10 protein-coding genes are annotated in these 20,057 nt (G+C 64.5%); 8 read left to right on the plus strand and 2 right to left on the minus strand.

Annotated elements, in window-relative coordinates:
* The first annotated feature begins 70 nt into the window (after window positions 1–70).
* The 8 genes from AC6JA9_RS36725 (at window position 71) to AC6JA9_RS36760 (ending at window position 18,732) form a co-directional block, all read left to right on the plus strand.
* On the plus strand, window positions 71–7,051 hold the full coding sequence (locus AC6JA9_RS36725) for an RHS repeat-associated core domain-containing protein (RefSeq protein WP_497958551.1): 6,981 nt from the start codon (window positions 71–73) through the stop codon (window positions 7,049–7,051).
* Between the two features lie 7 nt (window positions 7,052–7,058).
* A complete protein-coding gene (locus tag AC6JA9_RS36730; protein WP_223782609.1) occupies window positions 7,059–7,244 on the plus strand; it encodes a hypothetical protein in 186 nt (61 codons plus the stop codon).
* 186 nt (window positions 7,245–7,430) lie between these two features.
* Entirely contained in the window at window positions 7,431–8,165 is a 735-nt protein-coding gene (locus tag AC6JA9_RS36735; protein WP_497958552.1) for an SAM-dependent methyltransferase, read from the plus strand.
* A gap of 297 nt (window positions 8,166–8,462) precedes the next feature.
* Window positions 8,463–10,157 carry a putative metal-binding motif-containing protein gene (locus AC6JA9_RS36740; protein ID WP_497958553.1) on the plus strand — a complete coding sequence of 565 codons (1,695 nt, stop codon included), beginning with the start codon at window positions 8,463–8,465 and terminating at the stop codon, window positions 10,155–10,157.
* A 64-nt stretch (window positions 10,158–10,221) separates the two neighbouring features.
* On the plus strand, window positions 10,222–17,058 hold the full coding sequence (locus AC6JA9_RS36745; protein ID WP_223782612.1) for an RHS repeat-associated core domain-containing protein: 6,837 nt from the start codon (window positions 10,222–10,224) through the stop codon (window positions 17,056–17,058).
* Window positions 17,059–17,732: 674 nt separating this feature from the next.
* Window positions 17,733–17,918: a hypothetical protein gene (locus AC6JA9_RS36750; protein ID WP_223782613.1), complete on the plus strand. Its 186-nt coding sequence runs from the start codon at window positions 17,733–17,735 to the stop codon at window positions 17,916–17,918.
* Window positions 17,919–17,953: 35 nt separating this feature from the next.
* Window positions 17,954–18,388, plus strand: coding sequence for a hypothetical protein (locus AC6JA9_RS36755; RefSeq protein ID WP_223782614.1), 435 nt, complete (start codon window positions 17,954–17,956; stop codon window positions 18,386–18,388).
* 26 nt (window positions 18,389–18,414) lie between these two features.
* Window positions 18,415–18,732 carry a hypothetical protein gene (locus AC6JA9_RS36760; RefSeq protein ID WP_223782615.1) on the plus strand — a complete coding sequence of 106 codons (318 nt, stop codon included), beginning with the start codon at window positions 18,415–18,417 and terminating at the stop codon, window positions 18,730–18,732.
* Between the two features lie 14 nt (window positions 18,733–18,746).
* On the opposite strand, the gene AC6JA9_RS36765 is transcribed toward AC6JA9_RS36760, so the two are convergent.
* Both AC6JA9_RS36765 and AC6JA9_RS36770 read right to left on the minus strand, forming a co-directional pair.
* Complete coding sequence (locus AC6JA9_RS36765; protein WP_223782616.1) at window positions 18,747–19,817, minus strand: radical SAM protein; 1,071 nt, start codon at window positions 19,815–19,817, stop codon at window positions 18,747–18,749.
* Entirely contained in the window at window positions 19,814–20,053 is a 240-nt protein-coding gene (locus AC6JA9_RS36770) for an anti-sigma factor family protein (protein WP_141325753.1), read from the minus strand. The genes AC6JA9_RS36765 and AC6JA9_RS36770 overlap by 4 nt, the downstream gene beginning before the upstream one ends.
* Between the last annotated feature and the right edge of the window lie 4 nt (window positions 20,054–20,057).

Below are 20,057 nucleotides of genomic sequence, written 5' to 3' on the forward strand. Positions count from 1 at the left end.
TTCCCCAATGAGACACGACTCACGACCTCCGCGACCCCCGGGGCGCCTCAAGCGCTTCGCGGCGAACGCGATGCTGTTCTTCTATGGCACGCAGCTGTTGAGTGGCTGCGTGCCCGCGGGCTCACCCTCCGACGAGCCTGGCGGCGCCGGCGAAGTCGCGCGGGCCCGGGCCGCGCTCGACAACGTCCCGTTCGAGCTGCGCTCCGACACCATCCTCCCCACCACGTCCGCCACCCCCGAGGCCCCGGGCATCACCCCGTTCACCGCGGACGTGTCGCCGGGCGGCTCGGCCAACGTCTCCATTCCGCTCTGGACTCCACCGGGACGCGCGGGCATCCAGCCCTCGCTCTCCATCGTCTACGACAGCCAGGGCAGTGACGGCCTGCTCGGCCCGGGCTTCAACCTGGCGGGCCTGTCGCAAATCACGCTCTGCCCCAACTCGTTCGCGCGCGACGGGAAGCTCCTGGCCGCGGACACGCGACACTGGATGCTCTCCGGAGGAGTCCAGGACTACACCCGCGTCTACTGTCTGGATGGCTCGCGGCTGGTGGGCTCCACCTGGGACAGGTTCACGACGGAGGCGGACCCCTCCACCGCCATCACCATCACCGGCGGCAACCACCTGGAGGCGTTGACCTTCGAGGTGCGGGGGCGCGACGGGCTCATCCGGACCTACGGCAGGACGACCACCGTCTCCGGGGCGCAGCGGGACGACGCGCTCGTCCGGGGCTTCCACTCGACGCCCATCCGCGGCGCCAACAACACCATCACGTCGGAGGACAACCAGGCGGTGACCCTCACCTGGGCGCTCGCCTCCGTCCGGGACCGGTTCGGCAACCGGATGGATGTGCATTACGACCAGGCCCCCGCCACCGACGCCTCGTCCGTCGCCTGGCACCGCCCGTCGCGCATCACCTACACCGGCTTCCGCCGCGAAGTCGTCAACCCGGAGACCGGCTCGACGCAGGTCACCGTCGAGGAGGGCCAGCGCGAGGTCACCTTCGAGTACGAGTCCCGGCCGGACACCTTCACCGGATACCTCTCCGGGGTGAAGGTCGGACGCGACTTCCGGCTGTCACGCATCAACATGAAGGGCCCGGGCCTGGCGCCCGGCGCGAGCACGCTCTCCAAGGTCCCGCTGCGCTCGTACAAGCTCAAGTACTACCAGGGCACCGTCAGCCAGCGCAGCCTGCTGACGGAGCTGCGCGAGTGCGATGGCGCCGACGTCTGCAAGACGCCCGTCCGCTTCGACTGGGAGCAGGGCTCCTGGGACTTCGACTACCTGCCCACGGTCAACGTGAGCAACGCGAAGGCGGGCGCGGGGCTCAGCGCCTTCGGGCTGGGCGCGGGCCGTCAGGGCCTCGCGTACTTCACCGGCTCCGTCCTCATGCAGGAGCGCGACCTGGGCCCCCCCGAGTACGTCACGGACGTCACCATCCAGAACTGGGAGGACCGGATGCGGCTGTTGCAGTACCCGGACGCCGCCTCCACCACGCTCGACTCGTCAGAGGCCAGCGGCCTGGTCCTCTGGTATCCCTATCTCGACGCGGATGGCGGCCCCTTCGGCGGCGGAGACTCCAACCGCTTCTGCGGCAATCGCGCGGAGCGCAACCTCTTCCCCCTGGTCACGGACTGGGACGGCTCGGGCCGCTCCTCGGTGGTGGGCCTCTCGTGCGCCTGGAACGTGTTCCCGGGCAGCCCCTACCTCACGCCCGCCTATGCGCATCAGGTCTCGCGGACGGTCAATGAAATCCACTGGGTCGGCTCCGAGCTGAATCCCCAGTACTGGCTGGACGTGGATGGTGACCGGCGCAACGAGCGCGTCTGGGTGGGCCGGCACCAGGTCGACCTCGAGGATACGAGCAACCCGAACAGTCAAATCGTGCGGCGGGTCGTCATCACCCAGCCCGTCCCCTCCACGATGCGTCCGCCCATGGTGCCCGCCACCCGGGCGAACACCATGTCACCGGCGCTCTACGCCCAGAGCACACGCGCGGGCGTGCGCGTGGCGGACCTGGACGGCACCGGCAAGCTGAGCCTGGTGGGCCTGGGCTCGCACCCGGACGCGAGCAGCTTCCTGGATGCGGTCAGCTTCCGGGAGGTGACCTCGGGCAGCACCACCGCGGGCCAGCTGAACATCGTGCCGACCACGCTGCGCCGGCCGCCCGGCCTGCCGTTCTTCTTCCCGAGCCTCTACGCCTTCACCTTCGACTTCATCGACGTCAACGGCGACGGCCTCCAGGACGCGGTGACGCTGGGACAGCTGCAGGCGACCGACACCCAGCTCAAGCTCCGGGTCCAGTTCAACACGGGCAAGGGCTTCACGGAGATGCGTGAGACGGAGCTCCCGGAGAGCTTCAAGACCGCGCTCCTGGGCGCGAAGACCGAGCACGGCGACTTCGACGGGGACGGTCGCGTGGACCTGGCGGTCTTCCGTCCGGGCCACCCCGTCCAGGTGCTGCTGGCGGGCCCGCGGGGTGAGTTCACCCAGCTGTTGAACCTGTCGATTCCTTCCAGCGGCGACAGCAAGGACTGGTCGCAGGTCATCGACGTCAACAACGACGGCCTCTTGGACCTCACCTATCGCGTGGGCAACGAGCTGCGCATCGCCCGGCGCCAGAAGCCGGTGGACGAGCTCAAGCGGGTGCACGGCAACGTGCAGCTCGCCACGTACCAGGGCTACTCCGGCCTGAGCTACTCGTTCGAGTACGCGCCGCTCTCCCAGGCCAACCCGCACGGCGCCGTCACGCCGAGCGAGCCCTTCTACCTGCGGAACTACACGGAGACGACCACGACCCCGTGGCTGCGCCTGGCGCCGGAGTCGATGCGCGTCGTCTCGCGCCTGTCCGTCAACTCCAACGAGCAGCGCATCCAGAGCTGGCGGCACCTGTACCGCACCGGGCTCTCCGATACGCGCGGCCTGGGCTGGAAGGGCTTCGGCCAGCGCATCGTCATCGACGAGGTGACGGGGGCTCGCACCACGACGACCTACGACAACGTCTCGGCGAAGGAGGGCACCGAGCGCAAGGCCATCGCGCCGCTGGCCCACCTCCCGGTGGAGGAGCTGACCGAAGTCCCGCTCGACACCAACACCCGGCTCGAGACGAAGCGCCAGTGGACGTACGCGCGCACGATGGCGCAGCCGTATGCCGCGACCTATCAGCAGTACGCCACGCGCATCTCGGAGACCGTCAGCGAGCGGCGGGGCGGCGCGGTGACGCCCGTGTCCGAGAAGGAGACGCTCACCACGCTGGATGCCTACGGCACGCCGGTGTCGCGGACCGTGCTCACCCACGGCGCCTTGACGACCGAGCAGGAGCAGGTCGTCACGACGCCGGACTTCGACGCCGCCACCTGGCTGCCCCGAGGCACCTGGACCGTCACGACCTCGTGGATGTCCTGCGACAGACTGCTCCCGAACAGCACGGGCTGCGCGGGTCAACCCGCTGCCGCCAACGTCCGGACGATGAAGGTGACCCACGACGCCCAGGGACAGGTGTCGTCCACCGAGAACGAGCCGTCGCTCGTCAACGAGTCCTCGACGGCGACGACGTCCGAGACCTATCTCAAGACCACCTTCGCGAGGAACGCCAAGGGACTGGTCGAGCAGGTCTCCCAGCAGGGCGCGAACGGCGTCACCCGCTCCGAGACGGTGACGTACGACGGCGTCGACCAGACCCAGTTGGCGAGCACCACGGACGCGGAAGGGCTCACCTGGAGGTATCTCTTCCATCCGGGCCTGGGCGTGCTCGCCCAGACGAAGGACCCGAACGACGCCCACGTGCGCCTCCAGTACGACGGCTTCGGCCGCCAGCGCATCGTGACGCCGCTGTACCAGGGCCCCTCGGCGGCGCCGGCGAACAGGTCCGTCGTCGAGACGTTCTACGAGTGGAACGGCACGCTGCCGCAGCACCGGACGCGGGTCGCCACGGGCAACGGCGTGTTCGACGAGACCGTCATCCGGTTCGACACGATGGGCCGACCGGTGACGACCCAGTCCCCGCGCTTCGATGGTCAGCCGGTGACCACCACGCTCACCTACGACGTGCTCGGGCGCGTGGTGAAGACGGAGCTGCCCAGGACCAGCACCGAGCCGCCCACGTGGGAGCTGCACGAGTACGACGCGCTCGGCCGCGTCACGGCGCGCCGCTTCGCGGATGGGAGCACGGGACCCAACGGGAGGCTCCTCGAGGGCATCGCCTACTCGGCGCCCCAGCCCTACTCGGCCCAGGCGACGTCGACGGATGCGCTCGGACAGGTGAAGAAGTCGCTCACCGACTTCCGCGGGCTGATGGTCGAAGCGACCGAGGCTTGGGGCACGGTGAAGGCCGCCACCATGAAGTACTCCTACGGCCCATTCGGCCGACTGGAGCACACGGATGACCCGGCCAACCATCGCAGCTCGCGCTTCTATGACGCCGTGGGGCGGCTGGAGCGCACGGTCGACCCCAACTCCGGGACGCGGCTGTTCGTCTACAACGCCTTCGGTGAACTCAAGAGCCACTCCGACGCGCCGGAGGGAGCGGCCGGCCGCATCACCACCACGTACGAGCGGGACTTGCTCGGCCGAGTCCTCACGGCGACCAATCCGAAGGAGTCCCTCCAGTACTGGTACGACGAGGGGCCGGGAGGAAAGGGGCGGCTGACCCGCGCGAGCCGCACGCCCGTGGGGACCTCGGTGGAGGCCGTCGACACCGCCTATCTCTACGACGTGTACGGCCGGGAGACGGGCCTCTCCCAGAAGGTGGCCGGCACCACGCGCAGCCTGGGTCGTGAGTACGACGACTACGGTCGCGTCGGTCGCCTCACCTATCCGGCGCAGCTCAACGGTCAGCCCTTCTCGATCAACTACTCGTACACCGACCGGGGTGAGCTCTCGAGCGTCTACCGCTCCAACAGCATCACGACCTACTGGCGGGCCTACGAGCGCGACAGCATGGGCCGGCTCAAGACGGCCCACTACGGCAACGGTGTCTCGCGCGTCTTCCGCTACGACACGCAGGGACGGCTGCGCTTCACCGAGGCCAAGAAGCACCTCACCGACGTCCAGCGCCTGGCCTACGAGTACACGGCCAACGACAACCTCTCCGCGCGCCACGACCTCATGGTCGGCGTCACGCAGAAGTACACCTACGACGCGCTGGACCGGCTCGAGCGCTGGAAGGTCCAGCAGAACTGCCAGACGCTCGACGTGCAGTTCCAGTACGACCCGGTCGGTAACCTGCTCAGCCGCTCGCCTGTCTCCGGCTGGGAGCCCTCCGCGAGCCTCCAGTACACCGGCGGCAGCTCGGGCGGCCCCCACGCCGTCAAGCAGGCGCAGCTGGGCGCCGAGTCCTTCACCTACGAGTACGACCATCGCGGCAACCAGCTCGCGATGCGCGATGCCCAGGGCGCGCTGGTGCGCTCGGTGCAATACACCCCGGCCAACCTGCCCGAGAGCATCACCTCGTCGAGCGGCACGGCGCCGAGCAGCACCGTCCGCTTCGACTACGACGCCTCCGGCACCCGCGTCCGTAAGTACGCCGACAACGGGCAGGATGATGAGACCGTCTACGTCGGTGGCCTCTACCAGCGCCGCAAGCAGGGCTCGACGGTCACCCACATCGTCAGCATCCCCAGCCCCGAGGGCGTCGTCGCCGAGCTGTCGTGGCAGGAGGGCTCGACGTCGGAGTCCACGCGCTACTTCCTCAACGACCCGCAGGGCAGCCCCGACACGGTGACGGATGCCTCGGGCGCGGTGCTCGAGCGCATCAAGTACGAGCCCTTCGGCGGCAAGCGTCAGGCGACGAACCTGGCGCAGGCCTCCGCGACGAACCACTCCGGCGCGCGCCGGGGGTTCACCGGGCATGAGCAGGACGATGAGCTGGGGCTCATCAACATGCGCGGGCGCATCTACGACCCGCGGGTGATGAAGTTCCTCAGCGTGGACCCGGTCATCGCCGAGCCGGGCTCCGCTCAGGCCTACAACGCGTACTCGTACGTCCTCAACAACCCCACCCGTTATACGGACCCCAGCGGCTTCACGCCGTATGGCGGGGAGCTGGTCAGCAGTTGGGGGGGTGGCTGGACGGGAGCGCCGCAGTCGCACCAGAGCCGAATCATGGGCGCACTGGAGCGCCACCTGTCCATGCCGGGCCCGTCCCTGTACCTGCCCAGCGTCGACTTCAAGGTGCCCAGCATCCAGTCGCTGGATGACACGAGGACCCAGCCCGATGCGCGTCACACGAACGACATCGGACAGAGCTCGGGGTCGTCCAGGTCCGGGTTGACGTCCCTGCTCACGACGGCGTCGAGCACGTTCAACGCGGTCGCCGACAAGGTCCCGTGCGGTCCGATGGTGGGCTGCCATCTGAGCCGGGCGATGACGAGGTCGCAGCTCGAGAGCATGCTCAACGCGTCGACGCTCTATGACCGCTATGCGCCGGTCAGCAAGCTCGCCGCGGCCAGCTTCGCCATCAACGAGTTCATCCCGTTCGTGTCCGCGGGTGAGAGCTATCTCGAGACCAAGTCGGCCTGTAGCAAGGGAGACGCGGGCGGTTGCGCCGTGGGCGCGGGCAAGACCACGTTCTACACGCTGGCCTCTGGCGCCAGCCTCTTGTCCCTCATCGAATCGGGCGCTGGTGTGGCAGGGGTCCTCAAGGCTCCGGTCTCGAGCGCGCGCAGCGCGATGAACCAGGTGACCCGCTCGCTCAGGGGTCGAACGCTCCCACCTCGTGGCACCTTCTCCATGAGCAAGAACGCGGCGGGCGGAGAGGTCTGGACCTCCAACGGGGAGATCATCCAGATGGACTTCGCGCACCTCGTGGATGAAGCCCGCCTCAAGGGCAATGTGCAGATTCTCTCAGGAACCCATGGGCAGGCGAATGGCAGGCTGCTTCAGGACATGAGACTCCACAAGGAAGACAGGCTTCGCTGGCGAAACGCGCCCAACGTGACCGTCCACGACATCAACAAGCTTTCGCCCGAGGAGATCACGAACATCCTCCGAAGCGAGGGGAGCATCTTCGGGGCCTTCTGCTACAGTGACCGCTGCCTCGCGCCCTTCAGGTAGGCACGACATGACCCAGAAGAAGTTGAAAGAGTACAAAGGGTTCATCTGGACTCGGGACCTCACTCGGCCGGGCCTGCGAGTGAGCGTGATGGCGACGGACCCCGAAGAAGCCTTCGACATGCTGGAGGAGAAGCATGGCAAGGGCACCGTCCACGACCTGCACAACGAAGAGGAAGCGAACACGATTCGCTGACCGGGCTGGCGCAGGCGCCAGCTCGAGGTAGCTGAGGAAGGGCTCGCGACTCACGGGTCGCGGGCCCTTCTTCGTGGGAGGGACGCAGGCCCGACAATCCGCCGATGTGGCCTGAATCCGCGCTCTACCGGACTGACGGCCCGGCGCGCATCCTCGAAAGACTCACCCGACCTTCGAGGACACGTCATGGCCCACGACCACTCCGCACATTCCGTCCACCACATCGTTCCAGGCTTCGGCGCGGACCGCGCCGCTCATTACGATGCCCAGGCCGCGCTCAGCCTCGCGGGCGTCCAGGCCATGTACGAGCTGGTGGCCAGCGCGATGACGTCCCGGCTCGATGGCCAGCAGGACGCCTCCCTGCTCGCCGTGGGTCTGGGCACGGGGATGGAGCTGGTGCCCTACCTGCGCTTCGATGTCCCGGGTTGGCGCTTCACGGGCATCGACCCTTCCTCAGCCATGCTCGACGTGGCCCGGAAACGCCTGGAGACCGAGGGGTTGCTCTCTCGCACGCACATCCACGTGGGGGAGCTGAAGAGCCTTCCGGAGGGCCCTCCGTTCGACGGCGCGCAGATGATGGGCATCCTGCACCATGTCGAGGGGGACGCGGCCCGCCTGGAGCTGCTGCGCGAGGTGGCTCGTCGGCTCAAGCCCGGAGCGCCCCTGGTCATCGGCTGCCGCGTCGGAAAGGACCCGGTGCTGACGGATGTGGAGTTCCGCCGCCTGCGGGCCCATGGAATCCCCAAGGAGGAGCTGGACCATCGTCGCAAGCTCTTCGACGCCAAGGTGACGCCCATCGAGTCCGACGCGGTCCTGGCCGGAATGCTCGAGCAGGCGGGCTTCACGACGCCCAAGCCGCTCTTCGTCTCGCTCCAGTTCAAGGTGTTCCTCACCCAGTCCAGGACTGCGTCCCAGGGCTGAGTCCCGTGCGGTGGACCTGATGAAGGAGCCACGCGCTTGACGCTCTCGGGGCCCGGACGCCGCACTGGCGCACGGGCCCGCCCAGGGCGCACCCATTCCAGAGTGAGAGTTCGATCGCCTGAGCAGAGGCTGGATCGACCCACTTCCTGGTCCCCTCCAGCAGCAAGCTTCTAGCTGTGCATCATCGGCGTTGGACTCGAGTCCCGTGTTGCGGACTCGTGCCGAGCCCCGCGCAGCCCTCCGTCGAGGAAGGTCTCCGGCGCGTCCGTTGCACAACAGCGGACCACGCGAGTCCACTTGGACGGCACGGCCGAACACGGCCATCCCGACGCAAGCCAGGGCATCGCGAGACCCTCGTCGCTCGACCGAAGGCTCACCATGACTCAAGCGCGTCGCCCGCCACCCCGCCTTGCGCTCCAGGCATTGCATCTCACGGCACTCCTCGTCCTTCTCGTCACACCACCGGTCCTCGCCTCGGAGCCCACGCTGCCGATGTCCCAGGCTGACGCGGGCCCCATGGCTGCCCCCATGGCCTGCAACGGTTGCGAGCCGTTCCCCGACCCCGACCCCGAATGCACTCCGGAGGTCTGTGACGGCGTCGACAACGACTGTGACGGGCTCATCGACGAAGGACTGATTCTCACCCTCTACCGTGACGCGGACGGAGACGGGAAGGGCGCGGGCGTCGGGAAGGCAGCCTGTGCCCAGCCCGGCTGGGTCAGCAACAACAGCGACTGCAACGACAACAACGCCTCCATCTGGCAGTGGCGGAGATACTACCGCGATGCGGATGGCGATGGCTTCGGATCGCCGGCGACCTGGAAGGACTCATGTGGCCAGCCCTCCGGCTACGTGACGGACGCGACCGACTGCAATGACACCTCGTCCGCCGTCAAGCCGGGCGTCGTGAAGTCCTGTGGCATCGGAGCCTGCGCGACCAGCATCCAGGCCTGCATCAATGGAGTCGAGCAGGTCTGTACGCCCCGGCTTCCCACCGAGGAGGTCTGCGACCAGATCGACAACAACTGCAATGGCCAGGTGGATGACCTCCCTCCGGTCACCTGCGGTGTTGGCACCTGCCAGCGCACGGTGCCCGCGTGCGCCAATATCTGCGAACTGGAAGAGCGCCATGACGGGAAGCCGCCCGTCGAGGTCTGCACCTGGAGATCCAACTTCTGCGTCCCCGGCACCCCCATGCCCGCAGAGGTCTGCAATGGGGTCGACGACAACTGCAATGGGATGACGGACGAGGGCGTGCAACTGACGTTCTACCGCGATGAGGATGGCGACGGATTCGGTGCGGCAAGTGCCCCCATCGGAAGTGGCTGCAGCGTCCCTCCTGGGGCGTCCCTGAACAGCCTGGACTGCAACGACAAGAACGCCGCGGTTCATCCCTCGGCCCAGAAGACCTGCGGCGTCGGTGCATGCGCGAACAGCGTTCCCGCATGTCGCAACGGAGTCGAGCAGTCCTGCACGCCGCTGCCTCCCTCCGGGGAGATCTGCGACCAGATCGACAACAACTGCAATGGGCAGGTGGACGATGTCCCTCCGAAGACCTGTGGCGTAGGAGCGTGCGCGCGAAGTGTCCCCGCCTGCACCACGGCATGCTGGATGGAGCCGAGTCGTGACGGCAAGCCTCCACGAGAAGTGTGCGAGTGGGGAGACTACGGCATGTGCGTTCCCGGAGCCCCAGCCCCGGAAGTCTGCGCCAACGGCATCGACGAAGACTGCAATGGGCTGGCTGACGACTCGACCCACTCGAATGCATGGCTCGACTTCTACGCCGACCGGGATCAAGACGGATATGGCGCCACCTGGGTGAGCACACGAGCGTGCCGCCAGCCCGAGGGCACGACTCGAGTTGGCGGAGACTGTGATGACACCCGGTCCACCGTGAGGCCCGGCGCCGCGGAAGTCTGTGACGGCATCGACAACAACTGCAACGCGAACATCGACGAAGCGGGCATCTGCGAACAGTCGCAGTGCCAGTGACACGAGTCCATTGACTGCATCCCCAGGCGGAAGCCCTCCGTCCTGCTCGGAGTCCATTGCCCTCATGAGTCCGGAAAAATCCCATCATCATTCCTCGTTGCGCAGGTTTGTCGCCGCGCACGTCATGCTTTTTCTCTACGGAACCCAGCTCGTCAGCTGCGCGCCATCCAGTCCTCGGGAGCAGGAGGAAGAGCGCAGCGCGCAGCACGCCAAGGCACTGGGGGCGTCGCAGAACATTCCTTTTGAACTGAGACAGGACACGATTCTCGCCACGGGGCCGGCGGGGCAGTCGACGCCAGGGGCCATCCCGTTCTCGGCCGACGTCACGGCCAGCGGGTCAGCCGCGGTGTCCATTCCCCTCTGGGTTCCTCCCGGTCGAGCGGGAATCCAGCCCTCTCTCTCCATCGTCTACGACAGCCAGGGGAGCGACGGCATTCTCGGCCCGGGCTTCAACCTCGCGGGGCTGTCGCAGATCACTCTTTGTCCCAACACCATTGCCCGAGACAACAAGCTCCACGCGATCGACCTGACGAACTACGCGAATCCCAGCGACAGCAATCGCTACACGAAGACCTATTGCCTCGACGGCATGCGACTCGTACGCTCTGGATTGAGAGAGTTCAAGACGGAACGCGACTCATACGCCTCCATTCGCATTCCCGCCGGCGACAGCACCGCGGACCCAAACACCTTCGAAGTCCTAGGACGAGACGGCCTCGTCCGGACTTATGGCAAGGCCGCTGGAAATCGGAAGGACGCTCTCCTTCGGGGCCAGCATTTCGCATACACACCACACGACGGGGCGATTCAAGAGCACCACGATGATGTCGTGACCCTCGCCTGGGCACTCGCATCTATAGAAGATCGCTTCGGCAATCGCATGGAGGTGTTCTACGAGCAGGCATCACCTGGAACTGAGACAGGGGCCTGGCATCGGCCATCGCGTATCGCCTACACCCAATTCAAATCAGCATCTGGCGGATTCGAGCCTGGCCAGCGAGAAGTCACTTTCGACTATGAGACTCGACCTGACACTTTTCTTGGATACTTTTCCGGGGTGAAGGTCAGCCGTGACTTTCGGTTGCGCCGCATCAACATGCGGGGCCCAGGCATTTCACCCGGCTCGACATCACTTTCCATGACCCTCCTGCGCTACTACGAACTCAAGTACACCGAGGGAGCGATCAGTAAGCGCAGTTTGTTGACACAAGTCGGCGAGTGCGATGGTGGGGGCATCTGCAAGAAGCCTTTGTTTTTCGATTGGGAGCAGGGCTCCTGGGAGTTCACTCTTGCTCCGCCAGTGAACGTGAGCGAAGCGGCCGCAGGTGCAGGCCTCCACGCATTCGGCCTGGGCGCAGGACGACAAGGCCTCGCGTACTACGTACGCTCCGAGAAAACTCGAGAGGACGACTTGGATTTCCATTCGACCAATGGCCAGGTCACGGACTTCACGCAGCAAAACTGGCGGGATGTCATGCGACTGCTTGAGTACCCAGACGCAACATCCACCTCTCCCATTCTCGCGGAAGAGACCGGATTCGCGCTCTGGCATCCCTGGTTCAACATTCAAGGAACCGGGTGGCTCGAGGACATCTGGGACAGCGTCTTTGGGAGTAACGACCCCGGATATTTCTGCGGGAAGCGCAATGAGCGAGGACTGTATCCCATGGTCACAGACTGGAACGGGATGGGCCGGTCCTCTGTCACTCCGCTCTCATGTTTCTGGGATGTCTTTGTGGAGAATCCTCTCTCCAATCCCGAAGGCAGGCTTGCCCCCGCATATGGACACATTCCCCGCGGATACGGAAAAGCCAAGATAGCAGGCTCGGAACCGAATTCACAATACTGGCTCGACGTGGACGGCGATGGACGGAACGAGCGGGTGTGGATGGGTCGACATATCATTGACCTCAGGGGAGCAGGAGACTCCATCGTCCCCAATCAACGTGTCGTTGTCGTAGAGCCCGCGACAGGGCGAACTACTAAAGCGTCCCCGCTGGGCTATTTCCAGCCCTCCCGCGTCGGAGTTCGCGTAGCGGACCTTGATGGCACGGGCAAGATGAACCTGCTTGGAGTTGGCCCCGACACCAACACCTTTCTCGCCGCACTTTCCTATCGAGAGCACGCACCAAACAACCCGGACATCGCATCGCTTGAACCCGCTCTGACAACGGTCCGGACACCTCCCGAATGGAACCCGTTCCTCAACAACCCTTACTCATTCACTTTTGACTTCATCGACGTCAACGGCGATGGACTGCGAGATGCTGTCACACTCGGGCAGATGTACTTCCTGGACCCTGCGCCCGAGCGATGGGTGCAGCACAACTCCGGCAACGGATTTCTCGAATCCACCAAGGTCGTGCTTCCAAGCGATCTTTCGCAGATGCTCCTTGGAGCCAAGACGGAGCATGGGGACTTCGACGGAGATGGCCGGATCGACCTGGCGATTTTCAAGAAGGGTGAGCCAGTGCAACTCTGGCTCGCGGGAACCCGAGGCGATTTTGCACGAACGGAGAAGCTGAGTTCCGTCCTCAGCGGCGACAACCTGGAATGGGCACAGGTCGTCGACGTCAACAATGACGGGTTGTTGGACTTCACCTTCCGGCAGGGCAATCAACTGCGCGTAGCGTTTCGTACCCGCGCGACCGATGTCCTCAAGTCCGTCAATTTCAACCAGAATGCGAACTACACGTTCGACTATGCGCCCTTGTCCCAAGCCAACCCAACCGGCGTAGGTGTTGCCACAGAGCCGTTCTACTCGAAATCCAATATCACGGAGCAGTGGTGGCTTCGAGCAGTACCGGAGACGACGCGCGTTGTCGCACGCCTCTCCCTCATGATGGATGGGCGGCGTACCCGCCGCTGGCACTATCTCTATCGAGATGGACTCTCCGACATGCGCGGCCTGGGATGGCTGGGGTTTGGTCAACGCGTCGTCGTCGACGAAGTGACAGGCGCTCGCACCACGACACGCTACGACAACGTCTCCATGGTGCCAGGAGCTGATCAGAGGAGTTCGTCCCTCCAGGCACATCTTCCTGTCGAGGAGAACGTCGAGATCCAAGTGGATTTGAACACGGCCCTCCAGACGCAGCGAACCTGGACGTATGCCCGCATCCAGCACGCCTATGCTCTTACCTATCAGCAGTATGCACGTCGTTTCGTAGAGGTTGTACGCGAGGTCAAGGGAACCCTCTCCACAGTCGTTTCCGAGACGGAGACGATCGTTGAGCTCGATGCCCATGGAACACCGATTTCGCACACGGTACTGACCCATGGAGCAGACAAGACCGAACAGGTCAAGACCCTGACGACGCCCGGCACCTTCGACGCAGCGACCTGGCTCCCCGCAGGCGACTGGACTGTTGCGACGTCATGGATGTCCTGCGCCAGAGCCATCTCGCTTGGCTGCTCCGGGCAACCCGAGTCCACGAATATCCATACTCAGCGGATGACCTATGGTGCTCTTGGCGAGGTTGCGAGCACTGAGACCGAGCCTTCCCTTTCTGGGGAGTCCGTGACGCCTACAACCTCCGAAGCACACCTCAAGACCTTCTTCACCCGCAACGACAGAGGCCTCGTCGTGCGAGTCTCCCAGCACGGCAGTGGTGAAGTGCGCACCGGGTCCGTGACATACGACAGCCTCGACCAGACGCAGCTTGCGTCAACGACGGATGCAGGAGGCGCGACCTGGCGCTACCTCTTCCATCCAGGTCTCGGCGTTCTTGCGCAGACGGAAGACCCCAACGGGGTCCATACGCGCGTTCAATATGATGGCTTCGGTCGTGAGCGAATCGCGACTCCGCTTTATCAAGGGCCATCGTCTGCACCTGCGAACAAGTCCATCGTGCGCAGCTTCTACGAGTGGCAGGGCTCGACGCCCCAGCTCCGCGTCCAGGCAGACACGAATACTGGCGCGGCAGGGGTGACTGAGGCCACGACCTCGTTCGACGCCCTCGGCCGCCCGGTGTCGCACCGCGCGCCGCGATTCGATGGACAGACCGTGCTCTCCACCATCGATTATGACGACCTGGGTCGCGTGGTGAAGCAGGAAGCCCCTCGACTGAGTACGGAGATGTCGTCCTGGGAGGCATTCGAGTACGACCCGCTTGGGCGAGTCACGGCACGCCGCGTTGGCGACTCGACCACCGGGCCTCGCGGCATGCTCGTCGAGACACGTTTGTACGCAGCGACTGCGCCCTACATTTCGCAGGCGGTCTCGTTCGACGCGGCCGGACAGATGAAGCGGACGCTCGTCGACTTCCGCGGGCTGATGACCCGGACAACCGAGGCACCCGGAACAGCCCTGGAAGCAACCATGGCCTACACCTACGGTCCCTTCGGGCGACTGGAACATGTTGACGACCCTGCTGGGAACCGGAGTTCCCACTTCTACGATGCGTCTGGACGATTGGAGCGCACGGTCGACCCCAGCGCGGGGACAAGACTGTTCCTCTACAACGCCTTTGGTGAGCTCAAGAGTCAGTCTGACGCGCCCTCTGGGACGACGGGCCGGTTGACGACCACGTATCAGCGCGATCTCCTGGGGCGGGTTCTTTCGGCGACCAACGAAAAGGAGCGTCTGGATTACGTCTATGACAGTGGTCCGGGTGCGATGCGACGCCTGTCACGCACGACCCGTACGCCTGTTGGCGACTCCGATGGCGTCGTCATCAAGGACCATGTGTACGACCCGTTCGGGCGCGAGACGGATACTGCGTTGAGAGTAGGCGGCGAGACACTGGTGATGAGTCGCGAATACGATGACTTCGGGCGAGTGAAGCGGCTCACCTACCCGGTCGCGCGCAATGGAGTGCCCATGACATTGGAGTACTCCTTCATGAATCAAGGGAGTCTCGCGACCATCTACTCGACTAGCATTTCAAGCCCGTTTGCCATCTACTGGCGAGCGTACGCAAGAGACAGCATGGGTCGACTCAAGACGGCCCATTACGGCAATGGCGTTGCCAGGAGCTTTCAGTACGACAGCCAAGGGCGGCTGCGCTTTCAGGAGGCTCGCCACGGCGGAAACAAAATCCAGAGCCTCGCCTACGACTATACCTACAACGACAACCTCTCCGCGCGTCACGACCTCATGGTCGGCGTCACGCAGAAGTACACCTACGACGCGCTGGACCGGCTCGAGCGCTGGAAGGTCCAGCAGAACTGCCAGACGCTCGATGTCCAGTTCCAGTACGACAAGCTCGGCAACATGCTCAGCCGCTCGCCTGTCACCGGCACAGAGCCCTCCGCGAGCTTCCAGTACACTGGCGGCACCTCGGGCGGCCCCCACGCCGTCAAGCAGGCCCAGCTGGGCGCCGAGTCCTTCACCTACGAGTACGACCACCGCGGCAACCAGCTCGCGATGCGCGATGCCCAGGGCGCGCTGGTGCGCTCGGTCCAGTACACCCCGGCCAACCTGCCCGAGAGCATCACCTCGTCGAGCGGCACCGTCCGCTTCGACTACGACGCCTCGGGCACCCGCGTCCGCAAGTACTCCGACAATGGGCAGGATGAGACCGTCTACGTCGGTGGCCTCTACCAGCGCCGCAAGCAGGGCTCGACGGTCACCCACATCGTCAGCATCCCCAGCCCCGAGGGCGTCGTCGCCGAGGTGTCCTGGCAGGAGGGCTCGACGTCGGAGTCCACTCGCTACTTCCTCAACGACCCGCAGGGCAGCCCCGACACGGTGACGGATGCCTCGGGCGCAGTGCTCGAGCGCATCAAGTACGAGCCCTTCGGTGGCAAGCGTCAGGCGGCGAACCTGGCGCAGGCGTCCACGACGAGCCACACGGGAGCGCGCCGAGGGTTCACCGGGCACGAGCAGGACGACGAGCTGGGCCTCATCAACATGCGCGGGCGCATCTACGACCCGCGGATGATGAAGTTCCTCAGCGTGGACCCGGTCATCGCCGAGCCGGGCTCCGCTCAGGCCTACAACGCGTACTCGTACGTCCTCAACAACCCCCTGCGCTACACGGACCCCAGCGGCTTCACGCCGTATGGCGGGGAGCTGGTCAGCAGTTGGGGAGGAGGTTGGACCGGGGCGCCTCAGTCACACCAGAGTATTATCACGAGCGCGCTGGAGCGACACCTGTCCATGCCGGGCCCATCCTTGTACCTGCCCAGCGCCAATAGCAAGGTTCCTAGCGTTCAAGCGCTCGACGATGCCAAGGCGCAGCCTGACGCGCATCACACAAACGACATCGGGCAGAGTTCCGGCCCCAGCGCTCGCGGCCAAGTATCCCCCTTGGCATCATTTTCAAAAGAGGACGAGCGGACACACAAATCCACACTTACCTCAATCATGGCAGGCTATGACGTCCCTGCCGCCCTCAAACCAATCGGCACAATCTTCGCAGCCAAACTCATTCTTACCTGGGCAACAGGTATCGGGCCGGTCAACACAAACTACGAAGACGGATCCCTTCCTGCAAGGCTCATGAGGGATACAGCCGACTATCGAACCGCACGTGAACGATACGAAAAAGCAAGCATACTCAGCGGCAAATACGAAGACGCCATCCTTCGAATCAGCAACCCCGACGAAATGCACTACCCATTCTGGATTGGCACCCACGGAGCCAGCTTCAAACCGCATCCAGATCAGAAATCAATGACAGTCACCCTATTTAACACCACGTCGCTCACATCCGCCCGACGCAACAACATGGACACCGGCGCCGCGAACACCACTCCGAGTTGGGAACGGTGGCCAATTCTGGACGCGAAGAATCCAATACTGAGAATCTTTCTGTACACGCTCGCAGTACGCGCCAGAATTGAATTCCCCAATTGGGGACTCCCCTTTGGCAACACCTACCAGACCTTCACCTGGAGAGAGCCCTTGCCAGGGATACCTCCGAAGGACCAGAATATGCCGGAGTCGGAACCATAGACCATGCCCTGTGTCGCAAGCCGCCATGAACCTTCGCTTTCTCCCGCTCTCACTCCTCCTCGCATTCAGTTTCGCGTGCCCCCAAGAACGCTCGAAATCCCGGCACTCGGCCGCATCACTCGTTGGCACATATACTGCCAACTCGCGAGAAATCAATGGAACCATCGTCCTCAGGGAAGATGGAACCTATCTTCATACATTCACTCAAAATAATCAGCCACAACGGGAAGAGGGGCATTGGACAGCCATTACCGACACATCGGGAACGGCTATCGTTTTCGATGGGTTCACGCCCGACTGGATGGATCGGGGACAGACGAAATGGATCCCCTACATAGAAGAACAAGGCGGCCGTGTAGCCATCTCGGCGGACCCAGACAAGGCTGGCTATTTCGTCAAGCAATAGGTGCACCGACAGCAGCCAGCTCACTTCTCCATGAACACACATGCAACATCGAAAACTCTCTTCCGTGTTCCTGGAGAAGTGCACGCAGCATCTCTCCAGGGGCTGCGGGCCATGTCTTCGACATGGAAACCAGCGCATCTTGCCTTTCCCCTTTCACGCCGTACCGACCATCGCCCAAATCAACGAAACCCTCCAATAACAGGGGACCATCATCGAAGTCTCTTGCCCTTGTGGGGGCCTGCCTCTCACTCATCAAAACGGCACAATCATGACGAAGAAGAGATTGAAAGAGTACAAAGCGTTCATCTGGACCCCTGACCTCATTTGGCCTGGAACACCGGTGACCGTGATGGCGGTAGACGGCGAAGAGGCCTTCAATCTTCTCGAGGAAAAGCACGGCACGCGCACCGTCTACGACCTGCACAACGAAGAGGATGCGAACACGCCTCGCTAACAGCGAGAGGGGCTCGCAGGGCTCAGGACGACGAGATGGTTCGCGAGACAATCACCACGAGCATGTCGTGTCGTCAGTGCGGAACACTCCAACAGTGCACCCACACGGCGACGGCAAGGAGCAAGGGGCTGGGCTTCGCCAGCTCGTTCCACTGCCTCGAATGCGGAGACACCTTCGAGAGCGACGACTCCCGCATCCCGGAAGACCTCCGCCATCTCTTCTACGAAACGCACGGGAAATGGACGCTGCGTCTCGAAGAACCAGGCCCACGAAGAGGCCAGCTTCTCCACGCAGTCCGCGACGTCATGGGCATGAGCATCCAGGACACGGGCGAACTGTGTAAGTCCCTGCCACGTCAATTGGCGGAGGGAACACGTGTCGAGATGGAGCTGCTCCGAGAACGGCTTGCCCACAGTGGAGCGAAGCTGTTCCTCAAGAGCGACGCCTCAACCCAAGACCCCACTCAGTAGTCGAGCGCTCTCCAACGGACTTCTCCATGGCGCAATTCTTCCCCGGCCTCAGTCGATGCATCCTCTGCAAACAGGTCATCGACGACGCCCCGGTGATGTTCCCCGCTTTCATCCCCAAGGGGCATTCACTCTGGGGGTATCAGGACGCGTCCTTCCACGCCCCCTGTTTCGACGGCTGGGAACATCGAGCGCGCTTCCTGCACATCTACGACGATGCGCTGCGGCTCGATGCCTCGATGCCCAAAGGCCTGAGCCTGGAGGAGAACGAGAAGCTGTTCGCCGAGCGCTCACGGCTCTGGCGAGAACGAATCCTCCGCGAAGACCTGACGCCGCCAACGCAGTGAGCCCGCGCCCACCGTCACGGAGTCGTGGTCACAACCCCAGGCACCGGCATCACCGTGCCGCCGTACTGCGTCGCCGCCAGCGTCCCGCACGCCGCCCCAATCTCCTTGCCCCCTGAGTACCGCCGCGCCACCGGCGCCTTCAGGATCTGCAAGTAGTCCCGGAACGCGCTCAGCTCCTCCGCCGACGGCGGCAGGTACTTCCCCGTCGGGTCCGTCACGTCGATGAGGTCCACCTTGATGGGAATCCCCTCGAACGCCACCTTCAGCGCCTCCGCGTCCTCGCGCTCCAGGTTGAAGCCGGAGATGGCGACATAGGCAATCATCGCCCGCTCACGCCGTACCTGGCTGTACTCGCGGATGGCCTCAATCAGCTCCGGCAACGGATGCGTCTTCTCAATCGGGAGCACCTTCGCCCGCTTCTCCGACATCGCGCTCGTCACCGAGAACGCCAGCCGGTACGGATGCCCCTCCCGCGTGTAGCGCCGAATCGCCGGCACATGCCCCGCCGTGGAGAACGTAATCGCCGTGCCCGCAATCGAGAACCCCGCCGGGTTCGACAGGATGCCCGCCGCCCGCAGCGTCTCCTTGTAGTTCAGCAGCGGCTCGCCCATCCCCATGAACACCACACCCCGCACCGGCCGGTCCGCCTCCGCCCTCACCTGCAGCACCTGGTCCAATATCTCCCAGGTATACAGGTTCCGTTTGAAGCCCAACTTCCCCGTCATGCAGAAGTCGCACGCCAGCGCGCAGCCGACCTGGCTGGACACGCAGATGACGTACTTCTCGTCGAAGATGGGGATGCGGACCGCTTCAATCCGCCCGCCCAGCGGGGAGTCGAAGAGGTACTTCACGAAGCCGTCGTCCGCCTTGCGGCGCTCCACGATTTGGAGGCTCGGCATCTCGGCGTGGGCTTCCAGGTAGTCCGTCACCCGGCGGGGCACCTGCGGCGAGCGCGCCACCTCCGTCACGGACTTGCGGCCGTGGGCGAAGACGGCCGCGAACACCTTGCGCACGGCGGTGGGCGACGGGGACAGCGGCGCGAGCGCCGCCTCCAGCTCCGGGAGCGAGAGTTGCTTCAGGTTCACGAGGCGGACTTGATTTTGGAGCGAAGGAAGTCCGTCAGCTTGGTGCTGACCTCCTTCGGCATCCTCGCCGCCAGCGCGCGCTTGCACAGACTGGGCGTCGCCCGGTACGTGCGGAGGAACTCCTCACAGGGGCTGCACCCGGACAGGTGCTCCTGGAGATGGCGCGAATCCTCGGGCGACATCTCGCCCTCGAGGTATTCCAGCAGGAGGTTGATGGAGTCTTTACAGGTGTACATCCGA

Source organism: Myxococcus sp. MH1 (genome assembly GCF_059738865.1).

Bases quoted from the DNA above. Each gene is read 5' to 3' on its own strand.
- AC6JA9_RS36760 (WP_223782615.1), top strand. From the start codon at position 18,415: ATGGCGCAATTCTTCCCCGGCCTCAGTCGATGCATCCTCTGCAAACAG.
- AC6JA9_RS36745 (WP_223782612.1), top strand. From the start codon at position 10,222: ATGAGTCCGGAAAAATCCCATCATCATTCCTCGTTGCGCAGGTTTGTC.
- AC6JA9_RS36750 (WP_223782613.1), top strand. From the start codon at position 17,733: ATGACGAAGAAGAGATTGAAAGAGTACAAAGCGTTCATCTGGACCCCT.
- AC6JA9_RS36725 (WP_497958551.1), top strand. From the start codon at position 71: ATGCTGTTCTTCTATGGCACGCAGCTGTTGAGTGGCTGCGTGCCCGCG.
- AC6JA9_RS36755 (WP_223782614.1), top strand. From the start codon at position 17,954: ATGGTTCGCGAGACAATCACCACGAGCATGTCGTGTCGTCAGTGCGGA.
- AC6JA9_RS36735 (WP_497958552.1), top strand. From the start codon at position 7,431: ATGGCCCACGACCACTCCGCACATTCCGTCCACCACATCGTTCCAGGC.
- AC6JA9_RS36770 (WP_141325753.1), bottom strand. From the start codon at position 20,053: ATGTACACCTGTAAAGACTCCATCAACCTCCTGCTGGAATACCTCGAG.
- AC6JA9_RS36730 (WP_223782609.1), top strand. From the start codon at position 7,059: ATGACCCAGAAGAAGTTGAAAGAGTACAAAGGGTTCATCTGGACTCGG.